Genomic DNA, 13,597 nt, shown 5'->3' on the forward strand with positions numbered 1-13,597 from the left:
GGTTCCAGCGGCGGATCCCCCGCGCCCGTCCGCGTGATCGCGACACCTCGCGAGCGCCCCTCCGTGGCGCGTGAGCCGTCTCGCCATGGCTGCGTCTCACCGCGCTCGCGCGCGGGCGGCCCTCGCCATGGCGTCCCTTCCACAACCTCGGATCGGGTGAACGGAGTTCACCGTGTCTGGAGGTCGAGGCGCCGGGGTGCACGTGCGACGCTGTCCACGTGGCGCGGTCGACTCGGCGGCTCGCCGGCGTCAGCGGGCCGGGGTCGGCGTGTCGACGGCTGACCCGCGCTCCGCGGACACGCCTGCGTCGGCAGGCATCGGCGCGCACCTCGGCCGCATCACGAGACGCGCGCACCCCGGCGCGCGAGCGGGCTGAGCCCGCGCGGCGGCGGGATGCCCGGCGCGAGCATCCCGGATCGGACGTCGCACAGCACGAACCCCCGCCGGCCGGAGAGGCGAGCGGGGGTGCGCGGTCGGGCGGCGCGAGCCCTAGCGCTGCGGCCAGTCGCGCGCGGCCGAGCCGATGTAGAGCTGCTGGGGGCGGCCGATCTTCGTCTGCGGGTCGGAGTTCATCTCGCGCCAGTGGGCGATCCAGCCGGGGAGGCGCCCGATGGCGAAGAGCACCGTGAACATGCGGGTCGGGAAGCCCATGGCCTTGTAGATGACGCCCGTGTAGAAGTCGACGTTCGGGTAGAGCCGGCGCTCCTTGAAGTAGTCGTCGTCGAGGGCGATCTGCTCGAGCTCGCGCGCGATGTCGAGCAGCGGGTCGTCGATGCCGAGGTCGGCGAGCACGGCGTCGGCGCTCTCCTTCACGAGCTTGGCGCGCGGGTCGTACGACTTGTAGACCCGGTGGCCGAAGCCCATGAGCTTGATGCCGTCCTCCTTGTTCTTCACCCGCTCGACGAAGCGCTCGACGCTCTCGCCGCTGTCGCGGATGCGGCCGAGCATCGTCAGCACCGACTCGTTGGCGCCGCCGTGCAGCGGGCCCGAGAGGGCGTTGATGCCGGCGGAGATGGAGGCGAACATGTTGGCCTCGGTCGAGCCGACGAGACGCACCGTCGAGGTGGAGGCGTTCTGCTCGTGGTCCTCGTGCAGGATCAGCAGGCGCTCGAGCGCCGTCGAGAGCACGGGGTTCACCTGGTACGGCTCGGCCATCGTGCCGAAGTTGAGGCGCAGGAAGTTGTCGACGAAGCTCAGCGAGTTGTCGGGGTACAGGAACGCCTGGCCGACCGACTTCTTGTGCGCGTAGGCCGCGATGACGGGCAGCTTCGCCAGCAGGCGGATGGTCGAGATCTCGACCTGCTCGGGGTCGTGCGGGTCGAGCGAGTCGCCGTAGTACGTCGACAGCGCGCTGACCGCGCTCGAGAGCACCGACATCGGGTGCGCGTTGTGCGGCAGCGAGTCGAAGAACCGCTTGAGGTCCTCGTGCAGCAGCGTGTGACGGCGCACGCGCTCGTCGAAGGCCGCGAGCTCGGACGGGCTCGGCAGCTCGCCGTAGATGAGCAGCCAGGCGACCTCGAGGAAGCTCGCGTTCGCCGCGACGTCCTCGATGGCGTAGCCGCGGTAGCGCAGCACGCCGTTCTCGCCGTCGATGTAGGTGATGGCGCTCTTGGTCGAGGCCGTGTTCACGAAGCCGTAGTCGAGGGCCGTGTAGCCGGTCTGCTTGGTGAGGGTGGAGAAGTCGATGCTGGATGCGCCGTCGACGCTGGTCAGGATCGGGAACTGCGCCGTTCCTCCTGGGAACTGCAGTTCGGCCTTGTCGGCGTCGCTCACTGCGCCTCCTCGCGTTGGGGTGGTCGGGGGTGGTGGCGGGATGCCCGCGGCGCGCGGGGTGGCGGCGCCGGGCGGGGGCCCGGCTACAGCCTAGGCGCAAACGCTGACCAGTACCGCATCGGCCAAGAGCCGTGCGGCCCGCTTGTGGAGAGCCTCCAGAACCCCTCGTGGAGGCCGACAGCGAGGGCTCAGAACGCCGCGAGACGTGCTACGGCCGCGGCGATGCGCTCGTCGGTCGCGGTGAGCGCGAACCGCACGTGCGTCGAGCGCTCGCCCTCGTAGAAGGAGCCGGGGGCGACGAGGATTCCGAGGGCGGCGAGCCGCTCCACGGTGTCCCAGCAGGGCTCGTCGCGGCTCGCCCAGAGGTAGAGCCCGGCCTCGGAGCGGTCGATGCGGAAGCCCGCGCCCTCGAGGGCGGTGCGCAGGGCATCCCGTCGCGCGCGGTAGCGCTCCTTCTGCGCGGCGACGTGGGCGTCGTCGTCGAGCGCGGCGATCATGGCGGCCTGCACGGGCGCGGGCGGGATGAGCCCGGCGTGCTTGCGGGCCTCGAGCAGGGAGCGCACGAGGGCGCGGTCGCCGGCGACGAAGGCCGCGCGGTACCCGGCGAGGTTCGACTGCTTCGACAGCGAGTAGACCGCGAGGACGCCCGCGTGATCCTCGCCGACGATCTCGGGGGCCAGGATGCTCGGCACGCGCTCGGGAGCGCTCGAGTCGGCGTGCGCCCACCCCTCCGCCTCCCAGCCGAGCTCGCCGTAGCACTCGTCGTTGACGATCACGGCCCCGAGCTCGCGCGCCCGCCGCACCGCGGCGCGCAGCGCGTCGACCCCGAGCACGGCGCCGTCGGGATTGCCCGGGCTGTTGAGCCACACGAGCCGCGTGCCCTCGGGCCAGCGCGCCGGGTCGTCCTCGGCGACGGCGCGCGCCCCGATGAGCGCGGCGCCGACGGCGTAGGTCGGGTAGGCCGTGCGCGGGTGCACGACGACGTCGTCGGGGCCGAGTCCGAGCAGCAGCGGCAGCAGGGCCACGAGCTCCTTCGAGCCGATCGTCGGCAGCACGGAGTCGGGGCCGCTGAGCGTCACGCCGCGGCGCCGCAGGAACCAGCGGGCGATCGCCTCGCGCAGCTCGGGCGTGCCCATCGTCTGCGGGTAGGCGTGCGCGTCGGTCGCGGCCACGAGCGCCTCGCGCACGATGTCGGGGGTGGGGTCGACGGGCGAGCCGACCGAGAGGTCGACGATCCCCTCGGGATGCTCCCGCGCACGCGTCGCGAAGGGTGCGAGCGAATCCCAGGGGAAGTCGGGCAGCTGCAGCGCCACGGCTCGGAGGGGGACTAGGCCTGCGGGGGCAGCGCGGTGATCACCGCGTGGTCGGAGTGGATGACGCCGACCTTGGCCGCTCCGCCGGGCGAGCCGATCTCCTGGAAGAACTCGACGTTCGCGGTGTAGTAGTCGCTCCACTGCTCGGGCAGGTCGTCCTCGTAGTAGATCGCCTCGACGGGGCACACCGGCTCGCAGGCGCCGCAGTCGACGCACTCGTCGGGGTGGATGTAGAGCATCCGGTCGCCCTCGTAGATGCAGTCGACGGGGCACTCGTCGATGCAGGCGCGGTCTTTCACGTCGACGCAGGGAAGGGCGATCACGTAGGTCACGGCGCTGTCGGTTCCTTTTCTTCAGGGGACTCGTAGATGCTACTGGGCGCGGCGCGGTGAGGCCGCTGAACGTCGGGCCAGGCGAGCGCGAGCAGCGCGATGACGCCCACGCCGACGACCCAGGAGTAGCCGAGCAGGTTGCCGGGGATGACGACGCTGCCGCTCGGGCTCACGGGGGCGAGCAGGGCGATGACGACCCCGAGCAGCGCCGCGGCGGCGACCGTCGGCAGGCGGCCCCGCGTCGTCACGCGCACGCCGGTGAGCAGCATCGCCGCCGTGCCGAGGGCGAGGACGATGCCGAGCGGCGGCAGCGACTGATGGGTGAACGAGCCGACGATGCCGAGCACGGCGCCGGCGAGCGCGGCGAGCGCCGTGGAGCCCGCTCGGGCGAGCAGCGCGGCGAGGCGGCGGTCAGGCATCGAGGCGGAGCATCCACCCGTGCGGATCGGGGCGGCGGCCGTACTGGATGTCGGTCAGCTCCTGGCGCAGCGACATGGTGAGCTCCCCGGGGACGGCGTCGGCCGAGCCGACCTCGAAGGGCTCGCCGTCGACGACGCCCTTCAGCAGGCCGATCGGCGTCACCACGGCCGCGGTGCCGCAGGCGAAGGCCTCGACGATCTCGCCGCTCGCGACGCCGTCGCGCCACTCCTGCAGCGAGACGGGGCGGCGCTCGACGCGGTGCCCGCGATCCTCGGCGAGCTGCAGGATCGAGTCTCGCGTGATGCCCTCGAGGATCGAGTGGCTGTGCGGGGTGATGAGCGTGCCGTCCTTCGTGACGAGCACGACGTTCATGCCGCCGAGCTCCTCGAGCCAGACGCCCTCGACAGAGTCGAGGAACAGCACCTGCTGGCAGCCGTGCTCGGCCGCCTCGGCCTGCGCGACGAGCGAGGCCGCGTAGTTGCCGCCGGTCTTGGCGGCGCCGGTGCCGCCCTTGCCCGCGCGGGAGTACTCGGTCGAGAGCCAGATCGAGACGGGGTTCACGCCGCCGCTGAAGTAGGCGCCCGCGGGCGAGGCGATGACGTAGTAGTTGACCTTGTTCGCCGGCCGCACGCCGAGGAAGGCCTCCTTCGCGAACATGAAGGGGCGCAGGTAGAGGCTCGTCTCGGGGGCGCTGGGCACCCAGTCGCCGTCGACGGCGATGAGGCGGCGGATCGACGCGAGGAAGTGCTCGGTGGGCAGCTCGGGCAGGGCCATCCGGCGGGCGGAGCGCTGCAGGCGGCGGGCGTTGGCATCGGGGCGGAAGCTCCAGATGCCGCCGTCGGCGTGCCGGTAGGCCTTGAGGCCCTCGAAGATCTCCTGCCCGTAGTGCAGCACCGCGGCGGAGGGGTCGAGCGCGATGGGGCCGTAGGGCTGCACGCGGGGGCGGTGCCAGCCGCCGCGCTCGCTCCAGCAGATGTCGACCATGTGGTCGGTGAAGTGCTTGCCGAAGCCCGGATCCGCGAGGATCGCCTCGCGCTCCTCGACCGACCGCGGGTTCTCGGAGCGCAGGGTCTGGAACATCAGGCTCTGAGAGGCCATCTGCAGGGGGATCGTCATGGTCGTCCTCGAGGGTCGCCGGTGCGGGGATGCTCCCCGCCGGTGGAGTGTGGATTCAGGGTACTCCCCGCGGGTTCGCGGGACTCTTCGGGCGCGGCGCCGGCTGGGCGGCCGTCGCCGGAGCGAGGTGCGGCGGCGTCTCAGCCCCGCGCGAGCGCGGCGACGATCGCGTCGCCGACCTCGCTCGTCGTGCGCCGGGCATCCCCCCGCGACGCGAGGTCGTCGGCCACGGCGCGCTCGACGCGCGCCGCCGCCTCGGCGAGGCCGGTCTGCTCGAGCAGCAGCGCCACCGAGAGGATCGCCGCGGTGGGGTCGGCCTTCTGCTGCCCCGCGATGTCGGGGGCGGAGCCGTGCACGGGCTCGAACATGCTGGGGAACGCACCCGAGGGGTTGAGGTTGCCCGAGGCGGCGAGCCCGATGCCGCCGCTGATGGCGGCCGCGAGGTCGGTGAGGATGTCGCCGAAGAGGTTGTCGGTGACGATGACGTCGAAGCGCGCGGGATCGGTGACGAGGAAGATCGTCGCCGCGTCGACGTGCAGGTAGTCGACCGTCACCTCGGGGAACTCGGCCGCGACGCGGTCGACCGTGCGCTGCCAGAGCGCCCCCGCATTGACGAGCACGTTGGTCTTGTGCACGAGCGTGAGGCGCCCGCGACGCCCCTGCGCCTGCGCGAAGGCGAAGCGCACGACGCGCTCGACCCCGTAGGCGGTGTTGACGCTCGTCTCGTTCGCGACCTCATGCGGGGTGCCGACGCGGATGCTCCCGCCGTTGCCGACGTACGGGCCCTCGGTGCCCTCGCGCACGACGACGAAGTCGACCGCGCCGGGGTTCGCCAGCGGGCTCGTGACGCCGGGCAGGATGCGCGTCGGGCGCAGGTTCACGTGGTGGTCGAGCGCGAAGCGCAGGCGCAGGAGCAGGCCGCGCTCGATGATGCCGCCGGCCAGTCGCGGGTCGCGGGGGTCGCCGCCCACCGCCCCGAGCAGGATCGCCTCGTGCCGCCCGAGGGCCTCGAGCGTCTCGTCGGAGAGGATCTCGCCGGTCTCGAGGAAGTGCGCGGCGCCGAGCGGGTAGTGCGTCTCGCGCACCTCGGCGGCGCCGTCGACGGCCGCCCGCAGCACCGTGAGCGCCTCGGCGATGACCTCGGGGCCGATGCCGTCGCCGGGGATCACGGCCAGGTCGATGGTGCGGGTCACGGCGGGGCCTCTCGCAGGGGGATGGGACGGGCATCCAGCAGAATCTCAGATTGGGCGCGGATCGGCGGATTCCCGGGGCGCGCGCTGGCCCAGGCTATCGGTTCCGCCGCGCCGCCGGATCGGCGGTGGTGGCCGCGAATACACAGGAAACGCTAAAGTCAGGCCCTGAAACGAAAGGAGCTCCCCCTATGAGCATCGGTTTCGGAATCTTCCTGTTCGCGGTGGGCGCCATCATGGCCTTCGCCGTCAACGTCAGCCTCGACTGGATCGAGCTGTCGACCATCGGGTACATCCTGATGGCCGCCGGTGCCGTGACGGTCATCATCGGCATCGCGCTCATGGCGCGGCGCCGCTCGGCGGTCTCCACGGAGCACCGCCGCACCGACCCGGTCAGCGGCGAGAGCGTCACGCGTCGCGAGTCCGACGTCATCTAGAGCTCCTCGAACGACGAACGGCGCCGCACCCCTCGGGGGGCGGCGCCGTTCGCATGCGCGGCCGCATCCGGCCGTGCGCGCGCTCAGTCGCGCGGCGCCATCGCCGAGATGAGCTCGTACGCGACGTGGGCGGCGGCGACCGCCGTGAGCTGCGCGTGATCGTAGGCGGGGGCGACCTCGACGACGTCGGCACCGATGATGCGGTGGGGGGCGAGAGCGCGCACCATGCCGAGCAGCTCGCGGCTCGTCATGCCGCCGGCCTCGGGCGTGCCCGTGCCCGGGGCGTGCGCGGGATCGAGCACGTCGATGTCGATCGAGACGTAGAGGGGGGCATCCCCCAGGCGGGCGCGCATGCGCTCGATCGCGCGCGGCAGCCCCTCGTCCTGCAGGTCGTCGGAGGTGATGACGGCGAAGCCGAGCCGCTCGTCGTCGCGCAGATCCTGCCGGCTGTAGAGCGGGCCGCGGATGCCGACGTGGAGGCTCGCCGTCGTATCGATGAGCCCCTCCTCGCTCGCGCGGCGGAACGGGGTGCCGTGCGTGACGGGAGCCCCGAAGTAGGTGTCCCAGGTGTCGAGGTGCGCGTCGAAGTGCACGACCGCGACCGGCCGGCCCGCGCGCTCGGCCGCCACCCGCAGCAGCGGCAGCGCGATCGTGTGGTCGCCGCCGATGGTGACGAGCCGCGTGCCGTCGGCGGTGAGCTCGCGCGCCGCCTGCTCGATGGCCGCGACGGCCTCGCCGAGGTCGAAGGGGTTGGCGGCGATGTCGCCCGCATCCACGACCTGCTGCGTCGAGAACGGCGCGACGTCCTGTGCGGGATTGTAGGGCCGGAGCAGGCGCGAGGCCTCGCGCACGTGGGCCGGGCCGAACCGGGCGCCCGGGCGGTAGCTGACGCCGGAGTCGAAGGGCACGCCGACCACGGCGATGTCGGCGCGGTCGACCTCGTCGAGGCGCGGCAGTCGCGCGAAGGTGGCGATGTCGGCGTAGCGCGGGCGCCGGCTCGCGTCGGCGGGGCCTACGGGCTCGGGGGGCATGCGATTCCTCTCGTCGCGACGGGCGGGCGCCGCGGTCGCTCCAGAGTAGTCACCGCGGGTGCCCATGTGATGCTTCCTGGTGAACATGAGCGGAGACCGAATAGTCTGTGCCCCAGCACGTGCTCGACCCGTACCCGCTCGACCCGACCGCTGCCGGAGGCGCCGTGAGACCCGTCCACCCCACCGCGAGCCGCGAACCCGTGCGCATCGGAGCCCGACTGCGGGCATCCCGACTCGCGCAGGGCCTCACGGTCGCGCAGGTCGCCGAATCGGCCGGCCTCACCCGCGGCTTCCTCAGCCGGGTCGAGCGCGACGAGACCTCGCCGAGCGTCGCGACCCTCATCACCGTCTGCCAGGTGCTCTCGATGCCCGTCGGCGACCTCTTCGAGAGCGTCGAGAACGACCTCGTGCGGCTCGCCGAGGCGCCGCTCATCAACATGGGCGGCACGGGCGTCGAGGAGCGGCTGCTGACCCCCCGCGGGCAGGGGCGCGTGCAGCTGCTGCGGTCGATGCTGCAGCCCGGCGCCTCGGGCGGGGCCGAGCCGTACACGATCAACTGCGACGTCGAGGTGCTGCACGTCGTCTCGGGGGTGCTCGAGCTGCGGCTCGGCAACGAGGTCTCGCTGCTGCGGGCGGGCGATACGGCGACCTTCCCCGGTCGCGAGCCGCACACGTGGCGCAACGGCCACGACGGCGTCACCGAGACCGTGTGGGTGCTCGTGCCCGCAGCGTGGAGCGGGTCGAGCTAGAAGCCGGTCAGGGAGACGGCCGCGGAGGAGACCGCGCTCGTGACCACGCCGCCGACGACCAGCACGGTCAGCATGGCGCCCGCGCCGATGCCGGCGGCGGCCCGGCGCCCCGCACCGGTGCCCGAGCGCAGGGCGATCACGCCGACGACGATCGCCGCCACGCCGAGCACGACCTGCAGCAGCGAGCCGCCGAGCTGCATGATCTGCACGAACGCGAAGGAGAAGCGGCTTCCGCCGCCCCAGGAGAACGGCAGCACCACCAGCAGGAACTGGGTGACCAGAGCGATCACCGCCGCGGCCCCCGCGAGCGCGAGCGACAGGGTGCCCGCGGCGGAACCCGCGACGAGACCGGCGGGATCGCGGGGCGCCGAGGAGCCGTCGGGCGAGTCGGAGGTCGAGGAGTGCTCGGTCATGCTCCCCACTGTACGCACGCGGTCGACGCCCTGCGGGCGCTCAGCGCCGGAGCGCGGGCCCGATCAGTTCTCGACGACCGTGATCGCGCGCATGAGGTCGGCGTCGATCGCGGCGCCGACGCGCTCGAGCAGGGCGTCGGGCACGCGGTTGTCCACCGTGAGCACGCTCAGCGCCGGGCCGCCCGCGCGGTGGCGGGCGATCTGCATGCCGGCGATGTTGATGCTCGCCTCGCCGAACTCCTTGCCGTAGACCGCGACGATGCCGGGGCGGTCGGTGTAGAGCATGACGATGAGGTGCTCGGCCATCGGCACCTCGACGTCGTAGCCGTTGATGGCGACGATCTTCTGCGCCTGCTTCGCGCCCACGAGGGTGCCCGAGACGCTCAGCTGCGTGCCGTCGGCGAGCGCACCGCGGATGGTGAGCAGGTTGCGGTACTCCTCGCTCGTCGCCTCGGTGAGGAGGCGCACGGCGACGCCGCGCTGCTCGGCGAGCAGCGGCGCGTTGACGTAGCTGACCTGCTCGCTCGAGATGCTGCTGAAGATGCCCTTGAGCGCGGCGAGCTTGAGAACGCCGACGTCGTGCGCCGTGATCTCGCCGCGCACCTCGACGTCGATGCTCGCGAAGGGGTGGTCGGCGAGGCCCGCGAAGACCTGGCCGAGCTTCTCCATGAGCGGGATGCCCGGACGCACGCTCGGATCGATGACGCCACCGGCGACGTTGACCGCGTCGGGGACGAGCTCGCCGTCGAGGGCGAGGCGCACCGAGCGGGCCACCGAGACGCCCGCCTTCTCCTGCGCCTCGTCGGTCGAGGCGCCGAGGTGCGGGGTGAGCTGGATGCCCGGAGCCCCGATGAGGGGCGAGCCGACGGGGGGCTCGCTGACGAAGACGTCGAGACCGGCGCCCGCGATGCGGCCGGCGACGAGGGCCTCGTGCAGGGCATCCTCGTCGATGATGCCGCCGCGGCTGGCGTTGACGATGCGCAGGGAGGGCTTCGCCTTCGCGAACTGCGCCGCCCCGATGAGGCCCGTCGTCTCCGCCGTCTTCGGGATGTGGATGGTGATGAAGTCGCTGCGCTCCATGAGCTCGTCGAGGCTCAGCAGGGTGACGCCGAGCTGCTGCGCACGGGCCGGCGGCACGAAGGGGTCGTAGCCGACGAGCTCGACGCCGAAGCCGGCGAGGCGCTGGGCGACGAGGGTGCCGATGCGGCCGAGGCCGACGATGCCGACGGTCTTCTCGTAGAGCTCGACGCCGGTGAAGGCGGAGCGCTTCCACTCCCCCGCCTTCATCGAGGTGTCGGCGGCGGGGATGTGGCGCGAGAGCGCCAGCAGGTGCCCCACGGCGAGCTCGGCGGCCGAGACGACGTTCGACGTGGGCGCGTTGACGACCATGACGCCCGCGGCCGTGGCCGCCTTGACGTCGACGTTGTCGAGGCCGACGCCCGCGCGGGCGACGACCTTGAGCCCGGTGCCGGCGGCGATCGCCTCGGCGTCGATCTGGGTCGCCGAGCGGATGAGCACGGCCTGCGCCTCGGCGAGCGCCGCGAGCAGCGCGGGCCGGTCGGTGCCGTCGACGTGACGGATGTCGAAGTCGGGCCCGAGGGCGTCGACGGTGGCGGGCGACAGAACTTCGGCGATGAGCACGACCGGCTTGGTCACAGGAGCGTCCTTACAGGGGGCACGAGAGTGCGGCGGGAGTCGCGGCGGCGGTGGCGCAGAGGGTGGTCGCGGTCGCCGCGCGCGCGGGGCGGCCGGTGCCCCCAGGCTATCGCAGGCAGAATGGCGGGCATGACGCCCGAGACGCCGGTCATCGCCGCCCGCATCGTGACCGCCGTCGTCTTCATCGCGATGGGCGCGCTGCACTTCGTCCCCGCGGCGGGGCGGGGCATGGCCGCGATCATCCCGCCCGGGATGCGCGGCCGCCCCTTCTCGGCGAAGACCCTCGTGCGACTCACCGGCGTCGCCGAGATCGCGGGCGGCGTCGGGCTGCTCATCGAGCCGACGCGCGCCGCGGCCGGGATCGCCCTCGCGGTCTTCCTCGTCGCCGTCTTCCCGGCCAACGCCTACGCCGCGCGCCACCCCGAGCGCTTCGGCCGCATCGCCATCCCGTTCTGGCCGCGCCTCATCGGGCAGGTCGTGCTCATCGCCCTCGTGCTGTGGGTGGGGCTCTCGCCGGTCTGAGCGCGGTCGGCTAGAAGCCGCTGAGGCTCGCGGCGGCCGCGATGAGGCTGAGGCGCGTGGTCGCGATCGTCGCGAGGGCGACGATGAGCGCGAGCGTGAAGCGCGTCACCGACTGCCGGCGGGCGAGCAGGATGCCCAGGCCGAAGATCAGCGGCGGTGCCACCACCCCGGCCACGAGCACGACCCAGGGCGTACGGTCGGCGATGCCGAGGGCCTCGTACTGGGCCGGCAGGCCGACGAGGCTCGAGAGGCCGTCCCAGAGGAACCAGGCGACGAGCAGACCGAGGAGCACGGCGACGATCGCGCGGGCGGCGCCGAAGCGCGGGCGGTCGACGGGGCCGGCAGCGGCATCCCGACCGCTCTCGTCGGCGGAGGATGCGGCGCGCGCCTCGTCGGGCAGCGGCGGCGGGGCGGCGGTCATGCGAGCACTCCGAGGAGGAAGGGCCACGGCACGAGCACGAGCGCGCCGAGGGCGAGCCAGCCGAGGCGCGCGGCCGGGCGCCCGCCGCGGGTGAGGGCGAGGGTCGTGGCGAACCAGAGCGCGGAGGCGATGATCGCGAGGAACTCGCCGAACTGGTACATGATCTCGATGAGCAGCGTCGGCCCGTTGAGCGAGAGCAGCTGCAGGCCGAGGATCCAGCCGACGGAGTACATGAGGTAGACGCCGCCGAGCACGCCGGTCGCGGCGGTGACGGCCGCCCGGCGGCGGTCGCCGGGCGCGCGCGCGGCGGCGGCCGCTCCGGACGGGTCGCCGGCCGCCGGATCGGCGTCGGCGCGATCGGTGCCGGCGCGATCGGTGCCGGCGCGATCGGTGCCCGCGCGATCGAGGTCGTCGCGCCCCGGGTCGACGTAGCTCGCGTCGGCCTCGTCGCCCCAGCTCAGTGCGTCGTCGGGGCGGTCGGAGCTCATGCGGTCAGCATAGCGACGACCGACGGGGAGCCGGCTGCGGGGGCGGGGAGGCCGGGGACGACCGAGGACGGAGCCGTCATCGCGCGAGCAGCCGCGCCACGAAGTCGGTGGCCGGGGCCTCCGCGAGCTGCGCGAGCGCACCCTCCTGCACGACGCGCCCGCCCTCGAGCACGAGCACGCGGTCGGCGAGGGCCAGGTCGGCGGGGTGATGGCTCACGAGCAGCACCGCGCCGCGGAACCCGCCCAGATGCACGGCGAGGTGCTCGCGCACCGCCGTGCGGGCCTCGACGTCGAGGGCCGCCAGGGGCTCGTCGAGCAGCAGCACCTCCGGATCGGCCGCGAGGGCCCGGGCGATGGCGGCGCGCTGGGCCTCCCCGCCCGAGAGCTCGTGCGGGCGGCGGCGGGCGAGCCCGGCGATGCCGAGGCACTCGAGCCAGCTCCGAGCCCTCGCGGCGGCCTCGTGCCGGGGGGCGCCGTGCGCGCGCGGGCCGAAGGCGACGTTGTCGAGCACGGAGAGGTGGGGGATCAGCAGGGGCTGCTGGAAGACCATCCCGACCCGACGGCGCTCGATCGGCACCGCCCGACCGCCGCCCGCCGCATCGACGACGCGCCCGCCGATCTCGACGCTGCCCGCCGCGATCGGCAGGTCGCCGAGCACGGCGTGCAGCAGCGTCGACTTGCCCGCGCCGTTCGGGCCGACGATGCCGAGCACCCGCCCGGCCGGCACGGCGAGCGCCGCCTCGAGCGCGAACCCCGAACGGTGCACGGTCGCGTCGACGCGGAGCGCGGGCGGGAGGCCGGAGGTCATGCGCGCAGCCCCGGGGTCCAGCGGTCGCGCAGCGCGATGAGCACGACGACCGAGAGGCCGACGAGCAGCAGCGAAAGCGCGATCGCGGCAGGACGGTCGTCGGGCAGCTGCTCGTAGATCGCCATCGGCAGCGTGCGCGTGACGCCCGGCACGCTGCTCGCGAAGGTGACCGTCGCCCCGTACTCGCCGAGGGCGCGCGCGAAGCAGAGGGCCGCCCCGGCGGCGATGCCCGGGCCGGCGAGGGGCAGCGTCACGCGGACGAGCACGCGCAGCGGCGAGGCGCCGAGCGAGGCCGCGGCGAGCTCGGTGCGGCGATCGGCACCCCGGACGGCCCCCTCGGCGGCGAAGACCAGGAACGGCATCGCGACGAAGGTCTGGGCGAGCACGACCGCGGCGATGCTCGGCGCGATCGCGATACCCGTCGCGTCGAGCAGCGGCGCGCCGAGCAGCCCCTGCGGCCCGAGCAGGGCGAGCAGCGCCACCCCGCCCGCGACGGGCGGCAGCACCACGGGCACGGTGATGAGGGCCCGCACCGCGCGCCGGGCGCGCGACGGGCGCTCGACCCGGCGCCCGTCGGCGAGCACGAGTGCGAGCGGCACGCCCAGCAGCAGGCTCAGCAGCGTCGACACGGCGGCGGTGCCGAGCGACATCGCGAGCGCCGCGAGCGCCGCCGAGCCGCCGAGGATCTCGACGAGGCGCGACCACGGCGCCTGCACGACGAGCGCGAGCAGCGGGGCCGTCACGAGGGCGATGGCGAGCCCCGCGAGCACGGCGACCGGCATCGGGATGCGCGCGCCCCGCGCACGCCCCCGCGGTGCGCGCAGCGGGCGCGCGCCGCCCTCGGTTCCGGTCATGACCCACGCTCCTCGCCGTGCCGCGCTCGACGATAGCCGCCGCGGGTCGCGGCATCCCCGCGACGCGGCCGCCG

At 73.7% G+C, this 13,597-nt stretch carries 16 protein-coding genes; 3 read left to right on the plus strand and 13 right to left on the minus strand.

What is annotated here, in order from left to right; genetic code table 11:
* Positions 1 to 489: 489 nt before the first annotated feature.
* The 6 genes from HGB54_RS09560 to HGB54_RS09585 form a co-directional block, all read right to left on the minus strand.
* Complete coding sequence (locus HGB54_RS09560) at positions 490 to 1,773, minus strand: citrate synthase (RefSeq protein ID WP_168916215.1); 1,284 nt, start codon at positions 1,771 to 1,773, stop codon at positions 490 to 492.
* 188 nt (positions 1,774 to 1,961) lie between these two features.
* Entirely contained in the window at positions 1,962 to 3,086 is a 1,125-nt protein-coding gene (gene dapC / locus HGB54_RS09565; protein ID WP_168916216.1) for a succinyldiaminopimelate transaminase, read from the minus strand.
* A 14-nt stretch (positions 3,087 to 3,100) separates the two neighbouring features.
* A complete protein-coding gene (gene fdxA, locus HGB54_RS09570; RefSeq protein ID WP_168916217.1) occupies positions 3,101 to 3,418 on the minus strand; it encodes a ferredoxin in 318 nt (105 codons plus the stop codon).
* Positions 3,415 to 3,837 (minus strand): DUF6113 family protein, encoded by a 423-nt coding sequence (locus HGB54_RS09575; protein WP_168916218.1) that lies wholly within the window; start codon positions 3,835 to 3,837, stop codon positions 3,415 to 3,417. Before HGB54_RS09575 ends, fdxA begins: the two co-directional genes overlap by 4 nt.
* A complete protein-coding gene (locus HGB54_RS09580; RefSeq protein ID WP_228546026.1) occupies positions 3,830 to 4,918 on the minus strand; it encodes a branched-chain amino acid aminotransferase in 1,089 nt (362 codons plus the stop codon). Before HGB54_RS09580 ends, HGB54_RS09575 begins: the two co-directional genes overlap by 8 nt.
* Before the next feature lie 176 nt (positions 4,919 to 5,094).
* Entirely contained in the window at positions 5,095 to 6,147 is a 1,053-nt protein-coding gene (locus HGB54_RS09585; RefSeq protein WP_168916219.1) for a 3-isopropylmalate dehydrogenase, read from the minus strand.
* A 188-nt stretch (positions 6,148 to 6,335) separates the two neighbouring features.
* On the opposite strand from HGB54_RS09585, the gene HGB54_RS09590 reads away from it, so the two are divergent.
* Positions 6,336 to 6,581 carry a DUF6458 family protein gene (locus HGB54_RS09590; protein WP_168916220.1) on the plus strand — a complete coding sequence of 82 codons (246 nt, stop codon included), beginning with the start codon at positions 6,336 to 6,338 and terminating at the stop codon, positions 6,579 to 6,581.
* 83 nt (positions 6,582 to 6,664) lie between these two features.
* Here the strand turns inward: HGB54_RS09590 and speB are convergent, their stop codons facing one another.
* Positions 6,665 to 7,612 carry an agmatinase gene (speB, locus tag HGB54_RS09595; RefSeq protein WP_168916221.1) on the minus strand — a complete coding sequence of 316 codons (948 nt, stop codon included), beginning with the start codon at positions 7,610 to 7,612 and terminating at the stop codon, positions 6,665 to 6,667.
* Between the two features lie 164 nt (positions 7,613 to 7,776).
* Here speB and HGB54_RS09600 point away from each other — a divergent pair, with 164 nt between their 5' ends.
* Positions 7,777 to 8,361, plus strand: coding sequence for a helix-turn-helix domain-containing protein (locus tag HGB54_RS09600; RefSeq protein WP_168916932.1), 585 nt, complete (start codon positions 7,777 to 7,779; stop codon positions 8,359 to 8,361).
* Here HGB54_RS09600 and HGB54_RS09605 read toward each other — a convergent pair.
* Both HGB54_RS09605 and serA read right to left on the minus strand, forming a co-directional pair.
* On the minus strand, positions 8,358 to 8,774 hold the full coding sequence (locus HGB54_RS09605) for a hypothetical protein (protein WP_168916222.1): 417 nt from the start codon (positions 8,772 to 8,774) through the stop codon (positions 8,358 to 8,360). The two genes, HGB54_RS09600 and HGB54_RS09605, sit on opposite strands and share 4 nt — an antisense overlap.
* A 63-nt stretch (positions 8,775 to 8,837) precedes the next feature.
* A complete protein-coding gene (gene serA, locus HGB54_RS09610; protein WP_168916223.1) occupies positions 8,838 to 10,430 on the minus strand; it encodes a phosphoglycerate dehydrogenase in 1,593 nt (530 codons plus the stop codon).
* Positions 10,431 to 10,559: 129 nt separating this feature from the next.
* Here serA and HGB54_RS09615 point away from each other — a divergent pair, with 129 nt between their 5' ends.
* Positions 10,560 to 10,952 (plus strand): DoxX family protein, encoded by a 393-nt coding sequence (locus tag HGB54_RS09615; RefSeq protein WP_228545781.1) that lies wholly within the window; start codon positions 10,560 to 10,562, stop codon positions 10,950 to 10,952.
* Between the two features lie 10 nt (positions 10,953 to 10,962).
* Here the strand turns inward: HGB54_RS09615 and HGB54_RS09620 are convergent, their stop codons facing one another.
* The 4 genes from HGB54_RS09620 to HGB54_RS09635 form a co-directional block, all read right to left on the minus strand.
* A complete protein-coding gene (locus HGB54_RS09620) occupies positions 10,963 to 11,373 on the minus strand; it encodes a hypothetical protein (protein WP_168916225.1) in 411 nt (136 codons plus the stop codon).
* Positions 11,370 to 11,861 carry a hypothetical protein gene (locus HGB54_RS09625; RefSeq protein WP_168916226.1) on the minus strand — a complete coding sequence of 164 codons (492 nt, stop codon included), beginning with the start codon at positions 11,859 to 11,861 and terminating at the stop codon, positions 11,370 to 11,372. Before HGB54_RS09625 ends, HGB54_RS09620 begins: the two co-directional genes overlap by 4 nt.
* Positions 11,862 to 11,937: 76 nt before the next feature.
* Positions 11,938 to 12,669, minus strand: a complete 732-nt coding sequence (locus HGB54_RS09630) for an ABC transporter ATP-binding protein (RefSeq protein WP_168916227.1) — start codon at positions 12,667 to 12,669, stop codon at positions 11,938 to 11,940.
* Positions 12,666 to 13,523, minus strand: a complete 858-nt coding sequence (locus HGB54_RS09635) for a molybdate ABC transporter permease subunit (protein ID WP_168916228.1) — start codon at positions 13,521 to 13,523, stop codon at positions 12,666 to 12,668. Before HGB54_RS09635 ends, HGB54_RS09630 begins: the two co-directional genes overlap by 4 nt.
* Between the last annotated feature and the right edge of the window lie 74 nt (positions 13,524 to 13,597).

It is taken from the genome of Microcella flavibacter (genome assembly GCF_012530535.1).
Lineage (GTDB): Bacteria > Actinomycetota > Actinomycetes > Actinomycetales > Microbacteriaceae > Microcella > Microcella flavibacter.

Coding starts and splice junctions, on each gene's coding strand:
- HGB54_RS09615 (WP_228545781.1), top strand. CDS start 10,560: ATGACGCCCGAGACGCCGGTCATCGCCGCCCGCATCGTGACCGCCGTC.
- HGB54_RS09575 (WP_168916218.1), bottom strand. CDS start 3,837: ATGCCTGACCGCCGCCTCGCCGCGCTGCTCGCCCGAGCGGGCTCCACG.
- HGB54_RS09635 (WP_168916228.1), bottom strand. CDS start 13,523: ATGACCGGAACCGAGGGCGGCGCGCGCCCGCTGCGCGCACCGCGGGGG.
- HGB54_RS09590 (WP_168916220.1), top strand. CDS start 6,336: ATGAGCATCGGTTTCGGAATCTTCCTGTTCGCGGTGGGCGCCATCATG.
- HGB54_RS09580 (WP_228546026.1), bottom strand. CDS start 4,918: ATGTTCCAGACCCTGCGCTCCGAGAACCCGCGGTCGGTCGAGGAGCGC.
- HGB54_RS09630 (WP_168916227.1), bottom strand. CDS start 12,669: ATGACCTCCGGCCTCCCGCCCGCGCTCCGCGTCGACGCGACCGTGCAC.
- HGB54_RS09620 (WP_168916225.1), bottom strand. CDS start 11,373: ATGACCGCCGCCCCGCCGCCGCTGCCCGACGAGGCGCGCGCCGCATCC.
- speB (WP_168916221.1), bottom strand. CDS start 7,612: ATGCCCCCCGAGCCCGTAGGCCCCGCCGACGCGAGCCGGCGCCCGCGC.
- HGB54_RS09605 (WP_168916222.1), bottom strand. CDS start 8,774: ATGACCGAGCACTCCTCGACCTCCGACTCGCCCGACGGCTCCTCGGCG.
- HGB54_RS09625 (WP_168916226.1), bottom strand. CDS start 11,861: ATGAGCTCCGACCGCCCCGACGACGCACTGAGCTGGGGCGACGAGGCC.